At 68.8% G+C, this 19,480-nt stretch carries 16 protein-coding genes; 9 read left to right on the top strand and 7 right to left on the bottom strand.

All coding sequences use genetic code 11. The features are described 5' to 3' along the window. Positions 1-51: 51 nt before the first annotated feature. Positions 52-3,540: a serine/threonine-protein kinase gene (locus tag P3H15_RS35920; protein ID WP_276141603.1), complete on the bottom strand. Its 3,489-nt coding sequence runs from the start codon at positions 3,538-3,540 to the stop codon at positions 52-54. Between the two features lie 103 nt (positions 3,541-3,643). Between P3H15_RS35920 and P3H15_RS35915 the strand changes: the two genes are divergently transcribed. From P3H15_RS35915 to P3H15_RS35905, 3 genes are all read left to right on the top strand, one after another. Beyond that, positions 3,644-4,351, top strand: coding sequence for a nitroreductase (locus P3H15_RS35915; protein ID WP_276141602.1), 708 nt, complete (start codon positions 3,644-3,646; stop codon positions 4,349-4,351). 1 nt (position 4,352) lies between these two features. Beyond that, entirely contained in the window at positions 4,353-5,495 is a 1,143-nt protein-coding gene (locus P3H15_RS35910; RefSeq protein ID WP_276141601.1) for a class I SAM-dependent methyltransferase, read from the top strand. Positions 5,496-5,658: 163 nt separating this feature from the next. Beyond that, positions 5,659-6,513 carry a Bax inhibitor-1/YccA family protein gene (locus tag P3H15_RS35905; protein ID WP_174705482.1) on the top strand — a complete coding sequence of 285 codons (855 nt, stop codon included), beginning with the start codon at positions 5,659-5,661 and terminating at the stop codon, positions 6,511-6,513. A gap of 119 nt (positions 6,514-6,632) precedes the next feature. Here P3H15_RS35905 and P3H15_RS35900 read toward each other — a convergent pair whose 3' ends face one another. Both P3H15_RS35900 and P3H15_RS35895 read right to left on the bottom strand, forming a co-directional pair. Next, positions 6,633-7,850: an acetyl-CoA C-acetyltransferase gene (locus P3H15_RS35900; protein WP_276141600.1), complete on the bottom strand. Its 1,218-nt coding sequence runs from the start codon at positions 7,848-7,850 to the stop codon at positions 6,633-6,635. A 107-nt stretch (positions 7,851-7,957) separates the two neighbouring features. Next, a complete protein-coding gene (locus tag P3H15_RS35895; RefSeq protein WP_276141599.1) occupies positions 7,958-8,980 on the bottom strand; it encodes an SGNH/GDSL hydrolase family protein in 1,023 nt (340 codons plus the stop codon). 135 nt (positions 8,981-9,115) lie between these two features. On the opposite strand from P3H15_RS35895, the gene P3H15_RS35890 reads away from it, so the two are divergent. The 4 genes from P3H15_RS35890 (at position 9,116) to ilvA (ending at position 13,638) form a co-directional block, all read left to right on the top strand. After that, on the top strand, positions 9,116-10,501 hold the full coding sequence (locus P3H15_RS35890; RefSeq protein ID WP_276141598.1) for a cystathionine beta-synthase: 1,386 nt from the start codon (positions 9,116-9,118) through the stop codon (positions 10,499-10,501). Positions 10,502-10,605: 104 nt separating this feature from the next. Further along, a complete protein-coding gene (locus tag P3H15_RS35885) occupies positions 10,606-11,139 on the top strand; it encodes a hypothetical protein (RefSeq protein WP_276141597.1) in 534 nt (177 codons plus the stop codon). A gap of 21 nt (positions 11,140-11,160) precedes the next feature. Further along, entirely contained in the window at positions 11,161-12,333 is a 1,173-nt protein-coding gene (locus tag P3H15_RS35880; protein ID WP_276141596.1) for a cystathionine gamma-synthase, read from the top strand. Positions 12,334-12,405: 72 nt separating this feature from the next. Then, the gene (ilvA, locus tag P3H15_RS35875; RefSeq protein WP_276141595.1) at positions 12,406-13,638 is read left to right on the top strand and encodes a threonine ammonia-lyase; all 1,233 of its coding nucleotides are present in this window, start codon (positions 12,406-12,408) and stop codon (positions 13,636-13,638) included. Between the two features lie 7 nt (positions 13,639-13,645). Here ilvA and P3H15_RS35870 read toward each other — a convergent pair whose 3' ends face one another. Beyond that, positions 13,646-14,416 carry an FAD:protein FMN transferase gene (locus P3H15_RS35870; protein WP_276141594.1) on the bottom strand — a complete coding sequence of 257 codons (771 nt, stop codon included), beginning with the start codon at positions 14,414-14,416 and terminating at the stop codon, positions 13,646-13,648. Positions 14,417-14,441: 25 nt separating this feature from the next. After that, on the bottom strand, positions 14,442-14,633 hold the full coding sequence (locus P3H15_RS35865; RefSeq protein WP_009479096.1) for a hypothetical protein: 192 nt from the start codon (positions 14,631-14,633) through the stop codon (positions 14,442-14,444). 120 nt (positions 14,634-14,753) lie between these two features. On the opposite strand from P3H15_RS35865, the gene P3H15_RS35860 reads away from it, so the two are divergent. Next, positions 14,754-16,646 carry a YecA family protein gene (locus P3H15_RS35860; protein WP_276141593.1) on the top strand — a complete coding sequence of 631 codons (1,893 nt, stop codon included), beginning with the start codon at positions 14,754-14,756 and terminating at the stop codon, positions 16,644-16,646. 146 nt (positions 16,647-16,792) lie between these two features. Then, positions 16,793-18,142 (top strand): bifunctional lytic transglycosylase/C40 family peptidase, encoded by a 1,350-nt coding sequence (locus P3H15_RS35855; protein WP_276141592.1) that lies wholly within the window; start codon positions 16,793-16,795, stop codon positions 18,140-18,142. 80 nt (positions 18,143-18,222) lie between these two features. Here the strand turns inward: P3H15_RS35855 and greA are convergent, their stop codons facing one another. Next, positions 18,223-18,717: a transcription elongation factor GreA gene (greA, locus tag P3H15_RS35850; protein WP_005238978.1), complete on the bottom strand. Its 495-nt coding sequence runs from the start codon at positions 18,715-18,717 to the stop codon at positions 18,223-18,225. 225 nt (positions 18,718-18,942) lie between these two features. Then, positions 18,943-19,368, bottom strand: coding sequence for a DUF4307 domain-containing protein (locus tag P3H15_RS35845; protein WP_072940696.1), 426 nt, complete (start codon positions 19,366-19,368; stop codon positions 18,943-18,945). Positions 19,369-19,480: the final 112 nt, after the last annotated feature.

Here is a 19,480-nt window from a genome sequence, read left to right as displayed (position 1 = left end):
CGAACATCACAAAACTTGACTCAATAATCTGGCTACGCCGCTTTTAGCTACCTAGCTCTCGATCGGCGTCGCCGTCTCCAGTGCCGCGGCCAGGAACTCCGCCGGAACATCCGGCCAGTCGGACGGCCACCGGCCCGCTCGCCTGTCCTCGAGCAGCGCCGTCAGGGCGGGCACCATGCGCGGACCGCCGTCGATCAGATAGCGCACGAAGCCGATTCGCACACACGTCGCGGCGATGGACGCCAGCACCGGCTTCGCTTCGTCGACCCGTCCCGCGGCGACCAGGCACGCGACGAGCAGGCGATTGGCCTGCATCGCCGCCCTCGGCCTGCGGTCCTGCTCGACCCGGCGCACCCACTCCTGCGCGCGGCGACACGCGACGTCGGGCTCGACCGCCGACTGCTTCCGGATCTCGGTGGCGTCGTCGAGCTGCGCGATGATCTCGGCGAAACCGAAATCGGGTTCCCGGGTGGGTTTCCCGGCAGTGGGCGGCGGCTGCGGCGAGGCGGGCAGGCCGAGCCGGACCCGCTCGTTCTCGACCCGGGCCCGCAGCCGGGGCAGTCCCAGCGAGGCCGCCGCGGACGCCCCCTCGTCGAGGTGCCGGGCAGCGGACACGACGTCGCCGCGTGCCGCCTTCAGCCGGGCGCCCGTGACGAACCGGGCGATCATGAAATCGACTATGCCTGCCTCCGGTCCGAGTTCGTAGCTCTCGTCGAGAAGTCGCTCGGCCTCGTCGAGGCGACCCAGTTCGTACATCAGCTCGCCCAGGAGCGCCCCCGCGAGACGTGCGGCGTGCGAGTGCGAGCCGATCGATTTCGTCGCGGTCTGCACGGCCAGCCGGAAGTTGTCCTCGGCCGCGGTGATGTCGAGTTGCTCCATCGCGGCGATACCGGCGAAGCAGTAGCCGTACATCTTGCTGAACGGTCCGATGGTCCGCTGGTGGTAGCCGGTGGCCCACTCCTGCAGGCGGCGCGCTTCCACGAAATCGAACTGGGCGATCGCGACCGCGGAGGCGAGATTGGACCCCGCCGAGACCACCCACGCGCGTAGGGTTTCCGGTCGGGCCAGACATTCCGCGATGAGGTCGGGCACTCCGGCGATGCGATCGGACGACACCGCGATCACGGCGCGGACGATGTCGGCCTCCACCCGGATGTCCGCCTGCTCGGACTCGCTCAGCGCCGAGGACTCGAGGCTCGACGCGACCAGCGACAGCGCCTTGAGCGCCGGCGACACCCGCTGCAGCAGGATGTTCGCCCACGCCACCGCGATCTGGATGCGCGGACTGGACTCGACCAGCGTCTGCGGCAGCTTGTCGACCAGGCCGAGCAGCGCGACCATCCGCGAATGCTCCACCAGGTACATGCCCTGTTCCTCGACCACCGCGACGGCCACGTCGCGATCGCCCGCCGCCAGCGCGTGATCCACTGCGTCGCTGACGTAGTGGTGATCGGCGAACCAGTGCGCGGCCGCACGGTGCAGATCCGCGACGCGCGACGGATGATCGCGCTCGAGCCGTCGGCGCAGGTATTCGGCGAACAGGTGGTGGTACTCGAACCACTCCCGGTCCTCGTCGAGGCTGCGCAGGAACAGGTCGCGCGATTCGACCTGCTCGAGCAGGGCCTGACCGCGGGTCACGTTCGCCAGCACGCACGCGAGGTCGCCGCACACCCGCTCGGTGATCGACGTGGCCAGCATGAAGTCGAGCAGTGCAGGCTCGAGAGTGCTGAGCACGTTCTCCGCCAGGTACTCGCCGATCGCGTGATGGCGGCCCGACATGTGCCGGATGAGGTCGCCGGGATCGGCGCGATCGCGCAGCGAAAGCGACGCCAGTTGCAGCGCCGCCACCCACCCGTCCGTGGTCTCCTCCAGCGCCTCCACGTCGGAGTCGTCGAGGTGCAGTCCGCCGAGGTCGACCAGGAACCGCTGCGACTCTGTGAGGTCGAAACGCAAAGCCACGGAGTCGATTTCGACGAGCTCGTCACGCACCCGCATCTTGGCGAGCGGAAGTCCTTCCTGGCTACGGCTGCTCACCACCATCTGCAGGTGATGGCAGCCGTTCTCCAGGATGAAGTCCATCGCCGCGATCGTGTCCGATGACGTGACACGGTGCCAGTCGTCGATCATCACCACCACGTGCCGGCGGCTGTCGTGGACCTGATTCACCAGCGACGTGAGCACGAACCGTTCCGCGTCGGCGCCGTTCTCGTCGAGCGCCTGCCCCAGTTCGTCCGCGAGCGTCGGCTCGGCCCGGCGGATCGCCTCGACGAGGTGGGACAGGAACCACACGACGTTGTTGTCGTCGTTGTCCACCGTCAACCAGGCGACGGCGGCGCCGTCCTCGATGAGGACGTCGCGCCACTGGGCCGCGACGGTGCTCTTCCCGAACCCGGCGGGGGCGTGGATGAGCGTCAACCGCCGCCGCTGGCCCAGCCGCAGCAGATCCAGGAGGCGGGTGCGCTCCACCAGCGAACGCATCGGGGTCGGCGGCCGGAACCGGGCGGCGGCGCTCGGCGGGGTGGCACCCGACCGCCGCCGGTAGCTGCGACTGCGCCCGGACTGCGTGGTCGGCGTCGAACTGTGCTCGGTGCGCGGGAACTCGTCCGCCGCGGCGGGGAGCGCCATCTCGTCGACGTCGAGTCCGTGCCTGCGTTCGATGTCGCGGAGTTCCTGCCCGAATTCCGCTGCAGATTCCGGTCGGTCGGTCGGTTCCTCGGACATGGCCCGCTCGATGGCAGTGCACACGTCGTCGGGAATGTCCTCGCCCCGCAGATCCGGAACGGGTTGCGTGGCGATGCGGAGGAACTGCGCGACGAGCCGCTCGCCGCTCCGCCGCTCGAACGCGGCATGCCCGGTCAGAAGACAGAACAGCGCGGCGCCCAGGCTGTACACGTCGGAGGACGCGGACGGCGCGTCACCGCGCAGGACCTCCGGGGCCGTGAACGCCGGCGAACCGGTGATCATGCTCGACGTCGTCTCGAAACCCCCCGAGACGCGCGCGATGCCGAAGTCGGTGAGCTGTGGTTCCCCGTATCCGGTGAGCAGGATGTTCGCGGGCTTCACGTCGCGGTGCAGCGTGCCGAGGCGGTGCGCCGTCTCCAGAGCGCCGGCCAGCTTCACGCCGATGCGCAGCGTTTCACTCCACGGCAGCGGCCCTTCGCGGCGAATCCAGGCGTCCAGCGAGTTGCGCTGGTGATACGGCATCACGATGTAGGGCCTGCCACTGCGTGTCACCCCGGACTGCAGGATGTCGACCACGTGCGGATGCCCCGACAATTTTCCCATCGCACGCTGCTCGCGCAGGAAACGTTCCCGGTCTTCGCCGTCCAGATCGGACGACAGCACCTTGATCGCGACCGTGCGGTCGAGGGCCGTCTGCAGGCAGCGGTACACGACCCCGAACCCTCCCCGGCCGATCTCGCGGGCGTCGTCGAATCCTTCCGAAGACAGCTCCGCGACGATGTCGGTCACGACGATCCGCTTGGTAGCCTGCGGATCCGAGTCGGTCGGCCCGGAACTGCTTTCCGGGTGTCGTGGCACACTCAATGAAATCACCTTCTCGGTGCACTGACGCCAGCATATCGCGGTCGTGTGACACGGAGAGCGGTGTTCGAGAACGAGTAGACCCGAGGAGAATTCGACGGTGACGGATACCGGCATTGCGACAGCGCGCACGACCCCGGCCGAGCGCACCCTGGCCCAGCTCCTCGACGCGCGAATCAGTTGCAGGGCATACTTGCCGGAGCAGGTGCCGCGCGACGTGATCGAGAGGATCCTCGAACTCGCGCAGCAGACGCCGTCGTGGTGCAACACGCAGCCGTGGCAGGTCGCGATCACCGACGGGGAGGGCACCGAGCGGTTCCGCGCCGGGCTGGCGGAGTACGTCCGCACCCACCCGCAGGAGTCCGACTTCGACTGGCCGCGCGAATACGTGGGCGAACACAAGCAACGCCGCCGCGAGTGCGCCATGCAGCTGTACGCCAGCGTCGGGATCGCCCCCGGCGACCGGGCCGCGTCCGCCGAGCAGACGATGAAGAACTTCGACCTGTTCGGGGCGCCGCACGTCGCGATCGTGACCACTCACGAAGCACTCGGCACCTACGGCGCCGTGGATTGCGGCCTGTACGTCGAGACGTTCCTGCTCGCCGCGCAGAGCCTCGGAGTGGCGACGATCCCGCAGGCCGCCGTCGCGGGAAGTTCGCGGTTCATCCACGACTTCTTCGCGCTCGAGGCGGACCGCAGGGTGGTCTGCGCGATCTCGTTCGGGTATCCCGACACCGAGAACCCCGTCAACGGATTCCGCACCCACCGGGAACCCGTCGCTCACGTCGCGCAGTGGGTGTCCCGGTAACGTGCTCGACTCCGAAGCGTTCGACCGGGACGACCTGTTCTCCCGGCTGCGTCGACGCCCCGACGTCGAGGCCCCCAACCTGACGGCCGTCGACGCCGCCGACCGGCTGATCCTCGACGAGGCCGCGGCCGCGCTGTCCGCGGCGTCTCCCGGGACGCTCACCGTGATCGGCGACCACTACGGCGCCCTCACCCTCGGCGCCGCGGCGACGCACGGTGCCACCGGAATCCGCGTGCACCAGGACCCGCTGACCGGCGAACTGGCGCTGGCCGCCAACGCCGCGACCGTCGGGCTCGCCGACCGGTACCGGGCCTGCGCGCTCGGCGAGGAACTGCTCGCGGGGGCGACGGTCGTGCTGATGCAGCTGCCGCGGAGCCTCGGCGAGCTCACCGAGGTCGCCGAGACGATCGCCCGCCACGCCGATCCGTCCGTCGTCGTCTACGCGGGCGGACGCAACAAGCACATCTCCACCGCCATGAACGACGTGCTGGGGCGGTCGTTCTCCGACGTCCGCGCCACCCTCGGCAGACAGAAGTCGCGGGTGCTGATCGCGCGCGGACCGCGGGACTCGGCGCAGCAGACGTACCCCGTCACCGATCACCTCGCCGAGATCGGGCTGGACGTCGTCTCCTACGGGGCGGCGTTCGCCGGCCCCAAACTGGACATCGGGACCCGATACCTCCTCGACTTCCTGCCCCGGGTGAACCCCCGGGCACGGGCCGCGGTGGACCTCGGCTGCGGAACCGGCATCCTCGCCGTCGGCCTGGCCCGCCTCCTCCCGGAGGTGGCGGTGATCGCGACGGACCAGTCGTCGGCGGCGGTGGCGTCTGCTGCCGCGACCGCCCGCGCCAACGGGCTCGACGGGCGGGTGTCCACCCTGCGCGACGACGCCATGTCCAGCCTCGCGACCGACAGTCAGGACGTCGTCCTGTGCAACCCGCCGTTCCACGTCGGCGCGGCCGTCCACACCGGTGGGGCGTCGAAGATGTTCGCCGAAGCCGGCCGCGTGCTCCGGCCCGGCGGAGAGTTGTGGACCGTGTACAACTCCCACCTCGGATACCGGGGCCGGTTGCAGCGGCTCGTCGGGAGAACCGACGTGGTCGGGCGGAATCCCAAGTTCACGGTCACCCGGTCGGTGGCCTGACCGCCACGCCGACCGGCCTCGTCTGGCGAGTGTCCCCGCGGCACCGGTAGAGTCCGAATTGTCCGACCCGAAAGCGACGAACGGGAACTTGCGGTGGGTGCGGGACGTTCAACGTACAAGACACCCGGATCCACCCGGCGAGCCACGAGAAGGGATGTGCACGGTGCGCACCACCAGTAACCCGGTGTTCCGCAACCTGCCCAAACAAGAGGGCAGCGGCGGATACGCCTCGTTCGGATCTACGACGGCCGGCGCCGCGCAGGTCACGCAGCAGTTCGGTCAGCCGCAGTACACGCAGGCCGAGCCCTACCGGACGGGTCCCGACCACCGTTCGATGACCATCGACGACGTCGTCACCAAGACAGGCGTCACGCTCGGCGTGCTCACGGTGTCGGCGATCATCTCCTACTTCCTGGTGAGCAACGACGCGAACCTGGCGACCCCGCTCGTCATCGGCGGCGGCCTCGTCGGTCTCGTACTGGTCCTCGTGGCCACGTTCGGCCGCAAGATGGACAACCCGGGCATCGTCCTCGCCTACGCGGTCGCGGAGGGCCTGTTCCTGGGCGCGCTGTCGTTCATGTTCACCGACGTCACCTTCGGTGGAGTCGGCGGTGCGGCGCTCATCGGGCAGGCCGTGCTCGGCACGTTCGGCGTGTTCTTCGGCATGCTCGTCGTCTACAAGACCGGCGCCATCCGGGTCACACCCCGCCTGACGCGGATGATCATCGGCGCCCTCATCGGTGTCGTCGTCCTCGCCCTCGGCAACCTGATTGCCAGCTTCTTCACAGAAGGCGGCCTCGGCCTCCGCGACGGCGGTCCCGTGGCGATCATCTTCAGCCTCGTCTGCATCGGCATCGCCGCGTTCAGCTTCCTGCTGGACTTCGACGCCGCCGACCAGCTGATCCGCGCCCAGGCGCCGGAGAAGGCAGCGTGGGGCGTCGCCTTCGGACTCACCGTCACCCTGGTGTGGCTGTACGTCGAGATCCTGCGACTGCTGAGCTACTTCAACAGCGACTAGGCGCGAAAGCGCGAAGAAGGCCCCGGGAGCGGAAGCTCTCGGGGCCTTTTCGCGCTTCGCGCCCGTGAGTGGTTAACGAGCCTCTGCACTCGTCAACCACGCACAGGCGGCGGAGCCGCCTAGCTCAGGCGCTCGAGGACCATCGCCATGCCCTGACCGCCGCCGACGCACATGGTCTCGACGCCGAACGTCTTGTCCTGCTCGCGGAGGTTGTTCAGCAGGGTGTTGGTGATGCGGGCGCCGGTCATGCCGAACGGGTGGCCGAGGGCGATGGCGCCGCCGGAGATGTTCAGCTTGTCCTCGTCGATGTTCAGTTCGCGGGCGGAACCGAGAACCTGCACGGCGAACGCCTCGTTGATCTCGAACAGGTCGATGTCGGAGATGGACTTGCCCGCGATGGCGAGTGCCTTCTTGACGGCCTCGATCGGGCCGAGACCCATGATCTCGGGCGACAAGCCGGACACCCCGGTGGACACGATGCGGGCCAGCGGGGTCAGGCCGAGGGCCTTCGCTTTCGTGTCGGACATGATGACCAGGGCGGCGGCGCCGTCGTTGAGGGGGCACGCGTTACCGGCGGTGACGGTGCCGTCGGGTCGGAACACCGGCTTCAGCTGGCTGATGCCCTCGTACGTGGTGCCGGCGCGGGGGCCGTCGTCGGTGCTGACGACGGTGCCGTCGGGGAGGGTGACCGGGGTGATCTCCCGCTCGAAGAAGCCGTTCTTGATCGCTTCCTCCGCGCGGTTCTGCGAGCGGACGCCCCAGCGGTCCTGCTCCTCGCGGGTGATGCCGGTGGCCGAAGCGACGTTCTCGGCGGTCTGCCCCATGGCGATGTAGACGTCGGGAATCTGGTCGTTCTCGCGGGGGTCGGTCCAGGCGACACCGCCCTCGGCGAGGTTCGCGGTGCGTGCCTCGGCGTCGGCGAACCTCGCGTTCTTGGTGTTCGGCAGGCCGTCGGCGTTGCCGGTGACGAAGCTGGACACCGACTCGACACCGGCGGAGATGAAGACGTCGCCCTCGCCGGCCTTGATCGCGTGCAGCGCCATCCGGGTGGTCTGCAGTGAGGACGAACAGTAGCGGTTGACGGTGACGCCGGGCAGGAAGTCGTAACCCAGTTCCACTGCGACGACGCGGGCGATGTTGAAGCCCGACTGTCCGGCGGGCTGGCCGCAGCCGAGGAGCAGGTCGTCGATCTCGGTGGGGTCGAGTTCGGGGATCTTCGCCAGCGCCGCGGCCACCATCTGCGTCGTCAGATCATCCGGGCGGATGGTCTTGAGCGAGCCCTTCATGGCTCGGCCGATCGGTGAGCGTACTGCGGAGACGATGACTGCCTCGGGCATGAAAACTCCTTTGTCAACTGCGGGTGTCTGCACTGTGTTTCAGACCACCCGTTCTGTGGCCTTTCCGACAACTTACGTTGCCGGGCGCCGCCGGGGTCGCCGCCATCTCACTCAGCGACCCGTCGCGTCCCGGGCGCGGACGCTTCCTCGATCGCGAGGAGTTCGTCGAGGCGGGCGGGTGCGCGTCGCCGGACGTCGCGTCGCCACAGAAAACGGTTGAGCGAAGCCGTTATCCGGGTCGACAGCTTGCGTGATTCCGCGGCCTCCGACACCTCCGGCAGATCGGGCAGCGGTCCGCCGTGCCACATGCCCAGGGCCGTCGCGAGTACGGGCACGATCTGGATGGCCGCCAATTCGTAGCCGGCCGCCGACGGGTGGAAGTGGTCGGAGGAGAACATCCGGTCGGGTGCCGCCAGGAACTCGGGGGCCAGCAGGTCGGCGAGTGCCACCGGGTGGCCGCCCGCCGCGCTGGTCGCGGCCGCCTGCGCCCGGGCCAGTCGTAGTCCCCAGGTCCGGACGACGGTACGCAGGGGCTGCGGAATCGCCGTCACCACCCCCAGATCGGGACAGGTCCCGACGACGACGGCGCAGTCGTGGGCGCGGAGCCGTTCGACGGCCTCCCCGAGCCTGCGCGCCGACGCCCGGATGGAGTTCTTGCTCGTCACGTCGTTGGCGCCGACGAGGATCACCGCGGCGTCCGGCGGCGGCCCGGCGACGAACATCGCGTCCACCTGACCGCTGAGCCCGCGGGACGTGGCACCGCCGATGGCCTTGGTGCTCAGCCGGATCCGCTTCCCTGTCTCGTCGGCGAGGCGCCGCGCGATCTGCACGCCGGGCACCTCCTCCGCCGACAAACAGCCCACCCCGGCGGCGGTGGAGTCGCCGAAAATCATCAAGTGGACGTCGTACGGGGTGGTCCGCAGCCAGCGTTCGGGCACCGCCGCGCCGGGGGAGTAGACGCCGTCGGCCTCCGGCGGCTTGGCGACGTTGTGGCCGATCACCCCGCGGGCCGCCGTCGCCTGCGACATCAGATACGAGTACGCCGCCCACGACAGCGTGCCTGCGCTCGAACCTGCCACGACAGCCGCGGCGCCGGCCTTCACTCCGGTCTGCCAGGTCCTCTTGGGCACTGGTCTCACCTTTCCGCTACGTGGTGCTCATCTCACGGGTTCCAGCGGACTGCGTCGGCACCAATCTAGTCGGATCGGGGCCCCCGTGCCGGACGTCTGTGAGCATCGGATCAGGGCATCTGGGAGCATGGAGGCATGCGCATCGCGGAACACGTCGTCGACCTGATCGGCAACACCCCTCTCGTCAAGCTCACTTCCGTCATCGGTGAGAACCACGGGACCGTTGCAGCCAAGATCGAATACCTCAACCCGGGGGGAAGCTCGAAGGACCGCATCGCGGTCAAGATGATCGACGCCGCGGAGGCGTCGGGCGAGCTGAAGCCCGGTGGGACCATCGTCGAGCCCACGTCCGGCAACACCGGCATCGGCCTCGCGCTGGTCGCCCAGAAGCGCGGATACAAGTGCGTGTTCGTGTGCCCCGACAAGGTCAGCGAAGACAAGCGGAACGTCCTCAAGGCGTATGGCGCCGAGGTCGTGGTGTGCCCCACCGCGGTCGCGCCCGAGCACCCGGACAGCTACTACAGCGTCTCCGACCGGCTCGCCCGCGAACTCCCCGGCGGCTGGAAGCCCAACCAGTACTCCAACCCGGGCGGCCCGCAGAGCCACTACGAGACCACCGGCCCCGAGATCTGGGCCGACACCGACGGCAAGATCACCCACTTCGTCGCGGGCGTCGGCACCGGCGGCACCATCACCGGCACCGGTCGCTACCTCAAGGAGGTGTCCGGCGGCAAGGTCAAGGTCATCGGCGCCGACCCCGAGGGTTCCGTGTACTCGGGGGGCACCGGCCGCCCGTACCTGGTCGAGGGAGTGGGCGAGGACTTCTGGCCCAGCGCCTACGACCCGTCCATCCCCGACGAGATCATCGCCGTGTCCGACGCCGACTCCTTCGAGATGACCCGTCGTCTCGCCCGCGAGGAGGGCCTGCTGGTCGGTGGTTCCTGCGGCATGGCCGTCGTCGCCGCGCTCGAGGTCGCCAAGCGTGAGGGCCCCGACGCCGTCATCGTCGTCCTGCTGCCGGACGGCGGCCGCGGATACCTGTCGAAGATCTTCAACGACAAGTGGATGGCGTCCTACGGATTCCTCCGCACCCCGCTCGACGGCAAACCCGACGAGAAGACCGTCGGCGACGTGCTGCGCGGCAAGTCCGGCGAACTCCCGGACCTCGTCCACACCCACCCGTCCGAGACGCTGCGCGACGCCATCGAGATCCTCCGCGAGTACGGGGTGTCCCAGATGCCGGTCGTCGGTGCCGAGCCGCCCGTCATGGCCGGTGAGGTGGCGGGCAGCGTCACCGAGCGCGACCTGCTCAGCGCCGTGTTCGAGGGACGCGCACACCTGGCCGACCCGGTCGAGAAGCACATGAGCAAGCCGTTCCCGCTCATCGGTTCGGGCGAACCGGTGTCGGCCGCCACCAAGGCGCTCGGCGACACCGACGCGCTGATGGTCGTCGACGACGGAAAGCCCGCGGGCGTCATCACCCGTCACGACCTGCTCGGTTTCCTCAGCGCCGGCTCCTAGACGACACGTCGAGGGCATGACGAGGTAAGACCGGTCCCCGCTGCGCACGGAACGTGCGGTGCACAGTGGGGTGCCGGTCCGCTGTCCGTGAGGGGGAGGTCACAGTGAGTGCTCGTCTGCGTCGTGTCCTGGTGGTTCCGGTCGCCCTGCTCGGGTTCGCCGCCGCCGGATGCGGGAACAGGATCGAGGGTGCCGCCGTCGCACAGCCGGGCTCGTCCGACGTCGGATCGGTGTCCTCGGGCACGTCTCCGTCCGGAGCGTCCGCCGACTGCGCCGCGCTGACGAAGGCGCTCGGCCGGCTCGTCTCGGACCGGCCGCATCTCACCGAGGCCGTCCTCCCCGGATCGACCGATCCGACCTGCTCGTGGTCCAAGGGGCCGACCAACGTGATGAGCACCATCACCGCATCGGTCAGGCCGCAGGTCACCGATCCCGCCGTCATCGTCGAGATGCGGAACGGGACGAACGTCGTCGCAGACCCCCGGTCCGCCGAGTTCGGCGGGGTGGTCCTCGACGTCGTGGCCATGGCCCTGCTCACACCCGAGCACAGCATCATCGTCAACGCGTTCGACCCGTCCGTCAGCGACGCGACCAAGCTCGACGTCGCCTTCGCCATCGCGGAGTATCTGGAGAATTAGGTCCCCACTAGGCTGGGGGCCATGAGTGAGCAGCGCAGCAAAGCGGACAACATCAGCTGGCAGGGGTTCTCCACCAAGGCCGTGCACGCAGGATTCGACCCCGACCCGCAGACGGGCGCCGTCAACGTCCCCATCTACGCGAGTTCGACGTTCGCCCAGGACGGCGTCGGCGGCATGCGGAACGGATTCGAGTACGCCCGCACCGGCAACCCCACCCGACGACCGCTCGAGGCCAACCTCGCCGCCCTGGAGTCGGGCACGTACGGTCGCGCCTTCGGGTCGGGCATGGCCGCCACCGACTGCCTGCTCCGTGCCGCGCTCCGCCCCGGCGACCACCTCGTCATCCCGAACGACGCCTACGGCGGAACGTTCCGCCTGATCGACAAGGTCTTCACCCAGTGGGGCATCGAGTACACGCCCGCCGCGGTGTCCGACGTCGACGCGGTCCGGGCCGCCATCCGGCCCAACACCAAGCTCGTGTGGGTCGAGACGCCCACCAACCCGCTGCTCAACATCGGTGACATCGAGGCACTGTCCGACATCGCACACGAGGCCGGCGCGAAGATCGTCGTCGACAACACGTTCGCGTCGCCGTACCTGCAGCAGCCGCTGCAGCTCGGCGCCGACATAGCCCTGCACTCGACGACGAAGTACATCGGCGGGCACTCCGACGTCGTCGGCGGCGCACTCGTCACCAACGACGAAGAGCTCGACACGGCGTTCGCGTTCCTGCAGAACGGGGCAGGCGCGGTCCCCGGACCGTTCGACGCGTTCCTCACCCTCCGCGGCATCAAGACCCTCTCACTGCGCATGGAGCGGCACAGCGACAACGCCGAGAAGGTCGTCGAACTGCTCAGCGGGCACCCCGCGGTGTCGCAGGTCATCTACCCCGGGCTCGAGTCGCACCCCGGCCACAAAGTCGCGGAGAAGCAGATGCGCCGCTTCGGCGGCATGATCTCGGTCCGCCTCACGGGCGGCAAGCAGGCTGCGCTGGACTTCTGCTCGCGCACCGAGATCTTCACGCTGGCCGAGTCGCTCGGCGGCGTCGAATCGCTGATCGAGCACCCGGGCGCCATGACCCACGCCTCGACCGCCGGTTCGCTCCTCGAGGTGCCGGACGACCTGGTGCGCCTCTCCGTCGGCATCGAGGACGCCGCCGATCTGGTGGGCGACATCGAGCAGGCGCTGAAGTAGGCGGCTTCGCCGCCCGTGCGTGGTTACGGAGTCTCTGCACTCGGTAACCACGCACGGGGCGCGGAGCGCCCTATGCTGACCCGCGTGGAGCCTGTCACGCTGGACCAGATCAGAGCAGCCCGTAAGCTGCTGGACCCCGTCATGCGCCGGACGCCGGTGATCGCGTCCCGGGCGCTGTCGGAACGATGCGGGCACGTCGTGTCGCTGAAGTGCGAAAATCTGCAGCGCACAGGATCTTTCAAACCTCGTGGTGCGTACAACCGGATCGCGAACCTGGCGGTCGCGGAACGGGCCTGCGGGGTCGTGGCGGCCAGTGCGGGCAATCACGCGCAGGGTGTGGCCTGGGCGGCCACCGAACTGGGCATCCCGTCCACCGTCTTCATGCCCACCGGCGCACCCCTGCCGAAACTCGTCGCCACCAAGGCGTACGGCGCGACCGTCCACCTCACCGGCGACACGGTGGACGACGCGCTCGTCGCCGCGAAGGCGTACGCGGACGAGACCGGCGCCGTCCTCATCCATCCCTTCGACCACGTCGACATCGTCGCCGGGCAGGGGACCGTCGGGCTGGAGATCCTCGAGCAGGAACCCGACGTCGGCACGATCGTCGTCCCGACCGGCGGGGGCGGCCTGATCGCGGGTATCGCCGCCGCGGTGAGGGCAACGAGGCCCGACGTGCGGATCGTCGGCGTCCAGGCCGAGCAGGCGGCGGCCTGGCCGCGTTCGCTGGTCGAGGGTCGCCCGATTCCGCTGGAGACCATGTCGACCATGGCCGACGGCATCGCGGTCGGCCGCCCCGGAGACGTGCCGTTCGCCCACGTCGGCTCCCAGGTCGACGCGATCGTCACGGTCAGCGAGGACGCGCTGTCCCGGGCGCTGCTCCTGTGCCTCGAACGCGCGAAGCTCATCGTCGAGCCCGCGGGCGCGGCGGCGGTGGCCGCGTTGATCAGCTGCTCCACGGAAGAGCTGGGACTCACCGGGAAGGTGTGCGCGGTGCTGTCCGGCGGCAACATCGACCCGTTGCTGCTCACCCACGTCGTCAATCACGGTCTCCGGGCCGCGGGACGGTATCTCGGTGTGCACGTGACCATTCCGGACCGACCGGGTGGTCTGGTCAGCCTGCTCGGCGTGATCAGCGGCAACGGCGCCAGCGTCGTCGACGTCGTCCATTCCCGCACCGGCGGCGCGCTCGCACTCGACGAGGTGGAGGTGTTCCTCACCGTCGAGACCCGCGGTCCCGGACACCGCCAGGATCTCCTCGAGGCCCTGCGCGACGCCCGGTACTCGGTCCGCCTGCAGGAGTAGGCCGGACCTAGCTCGGCCACCCGCCCAGGGTGATCACCCGGAACTCCTGATCGACCAGCCGGGCAGGCAACTCCAGGTTGGTGAGCCAGTCGATCGCGCCGCCGGCCATCCCGACCGCCGCCGTGCTCGACGCGTGCGCGGTGGTGCAGGACCCGGCGACCACCGACACGGTCCGCCACAACGAGACCGAGTCGGGGTGCAGGGGCTTGACGGTGCTGGCGGTCGCGACGGCCGCACCGGACGGGATCGACACCTGGCAGGTGGGATCGCCCGGCAGATCCTGGACCTGGACCTGCCAGCCGCCCGGCGGTGTGGTCCCGGCCGTGGCGATGTCGCCGCCGAGCGCGACCAGGACGCCGCACCCGAGCAACTCCGCCGTCGTCGACGCACAGTGGTCGGCGGAACTCGCCCTGGCGGTGGCCGTCAGGTCGAGTTCCACCCCGGCGGGGAGCGTGACCTCGGTGCCGTCGACGGTGATCGACCGCCACGAGTGGGGTGCGGGCGCCGACACCGTGGGGTCGAGGGCGCCGTCCGTGGTGCGCGCTGCGGCGAGGGCGTCGGTGAGGAACCGCGCCAACATCGGGGTCACGGTGTTCGGGCCCTCGTCGAGCGCGCGGATCTCGGCGTCGGCGCGGTCGCGGTTGACGGCGGCATCGGCGGCCGCGAGGTAGCCGCGGATCAGGTTCGACGCCGAGCTGAGGGCGTCGGGATCGGTGACGACGATCCGTGCGTGCACACCCCAGGTGGACCATTCGGTTGCGCTGCGTGCGCTGGTCATGTGGTGGTTCTCCGGTGGCGGGATCTCAGGAACCGCTGGACACGGCGTCCGGTGCGCCGAATCCGGCCGAGACGAGGGGCGCCGCCACCGTCGAATCGGGGGTCGCGGGATCAGCGGCCGCCGCCATACCGCCACCGGCGACCAGTCCGGCGATTCCGGCTGCCGCCAACACGCGGCGAACGGGAAGCAGGCGGGAAATCCGTCGGTCTTCACTCATGCCGACCAGCTTCCCCGACGAACCTTAGAACAACCTGGGAAGAATCTGACTCTCGGCGCCGAGTGCGCAGTCGTACCCGACATCCACCGCTGTGACGGAGTCGTCACTACGATCGGATCCGTGATCGCGGACCATGAGGAACTGCTCGATGCCGCTCTGGGCGTGCTGCGGGAGCGCGGCCCCCTGTCCGACCGGGAGCTCGCAGTCGCGCTTGCGGACTCGGGTTGGGGAGGCGTCGACGACCTGATCGAGAACGTAGTGGAGTTCGACGCGCCGCTTCTCGGAACTCTCCCCGACGACCGATGGGTGGCGCTCGACGTTCTGCTCGCGGGACGTGTCCTCACGCACCGCCTCACCGCGGAGGAGATCTCGGCCGATGTCGTGGCGCCAGACGATTTCGGCGCACTTCCGCGCCTCGCATCCGGGGACCCCGACGTCGACGGCTTCGAGGTCGTGTTCTTCGAGGACGAGGCCGACGAACTCGCCGCGAGAGGGGGCGTCGGCGCGAACCGGTCGGACGAGGAAGTGCTCATGCTTCCCCGGGGCACCCTCGCGCAGTGTTCTCCCGGGGATCTTCTGGCGGTGATCGCCACGGACGGCGGAGTGCGCCTCGACTTCGTCGGCGAGCCGGTCGCGGACGCTCCCGAGCTTGCGCTGCGGCTCACTCGTCGGCTGAGCGAGACTTCGGTGATCGACCTCGAGGAGGAGGTCTGCCACCTCCTGGTCGACGATCCGACGGCGTTCACCGTGCCGGCGCTGCCGTTGGCGGAAATAGTCGCGGCAGCCGACTTCGACAGGTCCGGGCAACTCGTCGCCCGTCGCGGATTCGATTTCGAGGCCTACGGCCGAGACCTGATGATCGGCGTGTACGCCGACGAGCTCGGGGTGCCCATGGACGCGGCGGTGGCCGTCGCCACGCTGGTATCGCTGGTCACCGCTCTCGAGGAAGACGAGGACCAGGACATCCAGGCGAGGTTCTTCGAAAGGCCGGAGCGCTACGCGGCCCTCGCCGATCCGGCTGTCATGGAAGTCGCCGCTCAGGAGTTGTTCGACGTCGACGTCGATCCCGAGGTGCTCCTGCTCGCAGCGCAGCGGCTGCTCGTGTCGGGACCGCGCGAAGTGAAAGCCGCCGCGTCGTGGATCGCCGGCCGGGCCACCGAGATGCAGGGCTTCCCGAAACAGGCCGAAGACCACTACGAACACGCGCTCGTCCTGGATGGAGCATTCGATCTCGCTCTCTTCGACCTTGCCCGTTTCGCCTCGGATCGCGGCGATGCAGTCCGCGGGCTGTCGTTACTGAACCGGATGGCCGCCGGGGATGCGGAGCCGCTGCACGCGGTGCTCGAATACTTTCAGCCGACGCCGCGGCCGGGGCTGGGCCGCAACCATCCCTGCTGGTGCGGGTCGGGAAGGAAGTACAAGACGTGCCACCTCGGCAAGGGCGACCATGCCTTGTCCGAGCGGGCAGGGTGGCTGTACCAGAAGGCGAAGTTGCACGCGCAGGAACTCGGCTGGCGCGATCAGATCGTCGATTACGCCGAAATCCGTTCCGAGAACTGGCCCGGTGACGCGGCGCTGTTCGATGCGCTGGAGGACCCTCTGGTCACCGACATCGCACTTTTCGAGGGCGGTGCGTTCGCCGACTTCGTCGAGTGCCGCGGCGACTTGCTGCCGCCGGACGAGTTCGTACTCGCACAACAGTGGCAGGAAGTCGAACGGTCCCTGCACGAGGTGGAAGAGGTCCGGCCGGGTGCGGGTCTGACACTGCGGGACCTGCGCACCGGCGACCGGCGCGACATCAGGGAAGTCACCGCAAGCCACCAACTGCACGTCGGGAATCTGATCTGTGCCCGCGTCGTCCCGGCGGGGGACACGTGGCAGATCTTCGGGGGAATCGAACCGATCTCGCAGGATCGGCGTGCGCGCCTCGTCGAGGCGCTGGACGACGAAACCACGGATCCGGCCGACCTGGTCGAGATCCTCAGCGAACGATTCGTGCCGGTGAGCGGGTGATCGGGGCGGCGGGATTCGCCGGGTTCCGCTCTCCCGCAGGTCACGGTAGGGAACGGATCAATCCCGCAGAATCGCCTCGCATCTGCTGTGCCCCGTCGTAACGTGAACTCACTCGGTTAGGTGCACCGAGGAGGAGGAGCGCACGTATGTCAGTTGATGCAGCGGCGATCATCGTGGCGATCACCACCGCAGCGGGGGCCATCGTTCAGGGAGCGGACATACCGCAGCCGGTCAAAGATCAAGCAGCAGAAGCAATTCAGGTGGTCGAGCAGGCCTCACCCGACGTTCAGAAACAGGTAAACGACGCAATATCGATCCTCCCGGAACCGGCCCGCGTGCAGGCCGAGCAGATGGTGGCCCAGGCCTCGGATGTCGTGAAGCAGGCAACCGACCCCTACATTCCGCCGCCACCCGCCGTCGAGGCGGTGCCGCCGCCTGCCCCGGTACCGCCACTGGCCCTGCCGGACACCCCGCTCGACCAGCCCCCCGTGATGAGTGCCCCCGACGTCGGAACCGCGATCGGGGGCCTCGCCGCTCTGCCGGGGGTACCGGCCCTCATCAGCGGACTCGGATCGCTGATCCCGTCCGTGCCCGCAGGGTTTCCCGGTGTCTCGCTCGCGCCCGTCGGCGCCATCGCCGTCTTCGCACCGTGGATCCGCAAGGCCGGATCGCTGTGCGAGGGCATCAAGCCGCCGACACTGGCGGCCCTGTACTCGGTCGAGAACGGGTTCCGCTACGGCGCGACGTCGCCGGTGTCCCGGGCGGGTGCCCGCGGCCCCGGCCAGTTCATGCCCGAAGCCTGGGCCAGGTACGGCAAGGATGCGGACGGCGACGGCAAGGTCGACATCAACGGCGTCGCCGACCCGATGATGGCGTCCGGTCAGATGCTGTGCGACCTCTTCGGTCAGATCGACGGGTGGAAGAAGGAGGGCGTGGTCAAGGGCGACACCCTCGACCTCACGATCGCCGCCTACAACGCCGGTGCGGGTGCGGTCCGGACGGCCGGGGGCATGCCCGTCGGCAAGTTCGACTACGAGCACGAAACGCAGCCGTACGTCGCACGCATCCGATCGCTCGAGGAGTCGTTCGCGCGGATGCTGTCGCCGTTCTTCTACGGTGCGGCCGCCGGTGACACGAGCCGCGTCGTGGAGGCGGCCATGCGGTTCATCGGCCTGCCGTACGTGTGGGGCGGCGGCAACATCAACGGACCGTCCGGCGGCGGGTTCGACTGCTCGGGGTTGACCTCGTTCGCCGTGTACGCCGCCACCGGCATCACACTGCCCCGCACGTCGGAAACGCAGTGGAAGGTCGGTGTGGAGGTGCCGCTGTCGGAGGCCAGGCCCGGAGATCTGCTGTTCGGCAACTGGCAGTCGGGTGGGCCGGGTCACGTGGCGATCTACGTCGGAAACGGCCAGATGCTGCACGCCCCGACGACGGGCGACGTGGTGCGCATCGGACCGGTGTTCGCCGACATGAAGGCCCGCCGGGTCTTCTGATCACATCCGCAGGGCTCGACGCAGAAAACTCCGGCCCGGGCACTGGGCCCGGACCGGAGTTTTCGGCGGTTGATCCGAGATCAGCTGTGGTAAGGCTCCGCGCTGACGAGCGTCACCTTCATGCTGCTGCCGTTGGGCAGCGTGTATTCGCGGGTCTCGCCGACCTTCGCCTCGAGCAGTGCGCCACCCAGCGGAGAGTTGGGCGAGTACACCTCGAGCTTGTTGTCGCGTGCACCCTCTTCGCGGGTCGCGATCAGGAACGTCTCGGTGTCCTTCTCGTCGCCGTCGTAGTAGACCTTCACCACGGAACCGGGCAGTGCGACACCGGACTGGGTGGGGGCCTCGCCGACCTTCGCGCTGTTCAGGAGTTCCTGGAGCTGACGGATGCGCGCCTCCTGCTGACCCTGCTCTTCGCGGGCCGCATGGTAGCCACCGTTCTCCTTCAGATCGCCCTCTTCGCGACGCTCGTTGATCTCGGCGGCGATGACCGGACGATTGGCAATGAGCTGGTCGAGTTCGCTCTTGAGCCTGTCATGTGACTCCTGGGTCAGCCAGGTCACCTGGGTCTCGGTCATCTCGATCACTCCCTCGTAGTTGGAGCCGCCGGGCTCCCTCGACAGACCACTGCAACAGCAGTGATCAACGGCTCGGCGGATTCGACGGCCGGGGCCGTTCATCTTCCGCCTTGCCGCCAATGCAGCAATACACGGTTCCAAACGGAACCGTGTACCAGGCGATTCTAGCACGATCGGGGAGTGCAAACCCCGAATAACCCGAACGGTCGCTCGGCTGCGCGGGTGTCAGCCGCCGGTCAGGTAGGCAGGAACGTCCAGGCTGCAGCCGTAGATGTCGCCCATCGCAGGGGGGCGCGACGTGTAGACGGGAGCGGTGACTTTCACCGTCTGGCTGTCGCCGCCGGCGATGTACACCTCGCGCCTGCCGGTCTCGGAACCGTCCTTGGAGCGGGAGCGGACGATGCAGACCGCGGCCCGGGACGGATCCTCCCGGGTGACGGTGAACGTGATGTCGAGCTGCGAATCACTCACCAGATCGAACGATGTGGCTTCACTGTCGATCTCGGAGACGGCGAACTTGTCGTATGCGACGAGTGCCACGACCACGCCGACGACGACTACCGCCGCGGAGAGCGCCCACACGAGCCAGCGCTTCGGGCGCGCAGGCTTTGCCGCGGCTGTGTATCGGCCCGGGGGAAGCGTTCTCGTCATCTCTCAACTCTCGTACCGCTCCGGTTCCACGTAACTCACAGCACTCGAGCGGGGGCACGGCTGCAAGCGGAACTCTCGGGTGGAACTATAGAGGACGTGCGTCGGTGCGCCG

It is taken from the genome of Rhodococcus sp. T2V (genome assembly GCF_029269925.1).
In the GTDB taxonomy this organism is placed as follows: Bacteria; Actinomycetota; Actinomycetes; order Mycobacteriales; family Mycobacteriaceae; genus Rhodococcus_F; species Rhodococcus_F koreensis.
The sequence above is the reverse complement of the archived record's forward strand: the minus strand, read 5'-3'. Positions and strand labels throughout refer to the sequence as shown.

Bases quoted from the DNA above. Each gene is read 5' to 3' on its own strand.
- P3H15_RS35900 (WP_276141600.1), bottom strand. From the start codon at position 7,850: ATGCCCGAGGCAGTCATCGTCTCCGCAGTACGCTCACCGATCGGCCGA.
- P3H15_RS35890 (WP_276141598.1), top strand. From the start codon at position 9,116: ATGCGCATCGCGGAACACGTCGTCGACCTGATCGGCAACACCCCTCTC.
- P3H15_RS35880 (WP_276141596.1), top strand. From the start codon at position 11,161: ATGAGTGAGCAGCGCAGCAAAGCGGACAACATCAGCTGGCAGGGGTTC.
- ilvA (WP_276141595.1), top strand. From the start codon at position 12,406: ATGCTGACCCGCGTGGAGCCTGTCACGCTGGACCAGATCAGAGCAGCC.
- P3H15_RS35870 (WP_276141594.1), bottom strand. From the start codon at position 14,416: ATGACCAGCGCACGCAGCGCAACCGAATGGTCCACCTGGGGTGTGCAC.
- P3H15_RS35865 (WP_009479096.1), bottom strand. From the start codon at position 14,633: ATGAGTGAAGACCGACGGATTTCCCGCCTGCTTCCCGTTCGCCGCGTG.
- P3H15_RS35855 (WP_276141592.1), top strand. From the start codon at position 16,793: ATGTCAGTTGATGCAGCGGCGATCATCGTGGCGATCACCACCGCAGCG.
- greA (WP_005238978.1), bottom strand. From the start codon at position 18,717: ATGACCGAGACCCAGGTGACCTGGCTGACCCAGGAGTCACATGACAGG.
- P3H15_RS35845 (WP_072940696.1), bottom strand. From the start codon at position 19,368: ATGACGAGAACGCTTCCCCCGGGCCGATACACAGCCGCGGCAAAGCCT.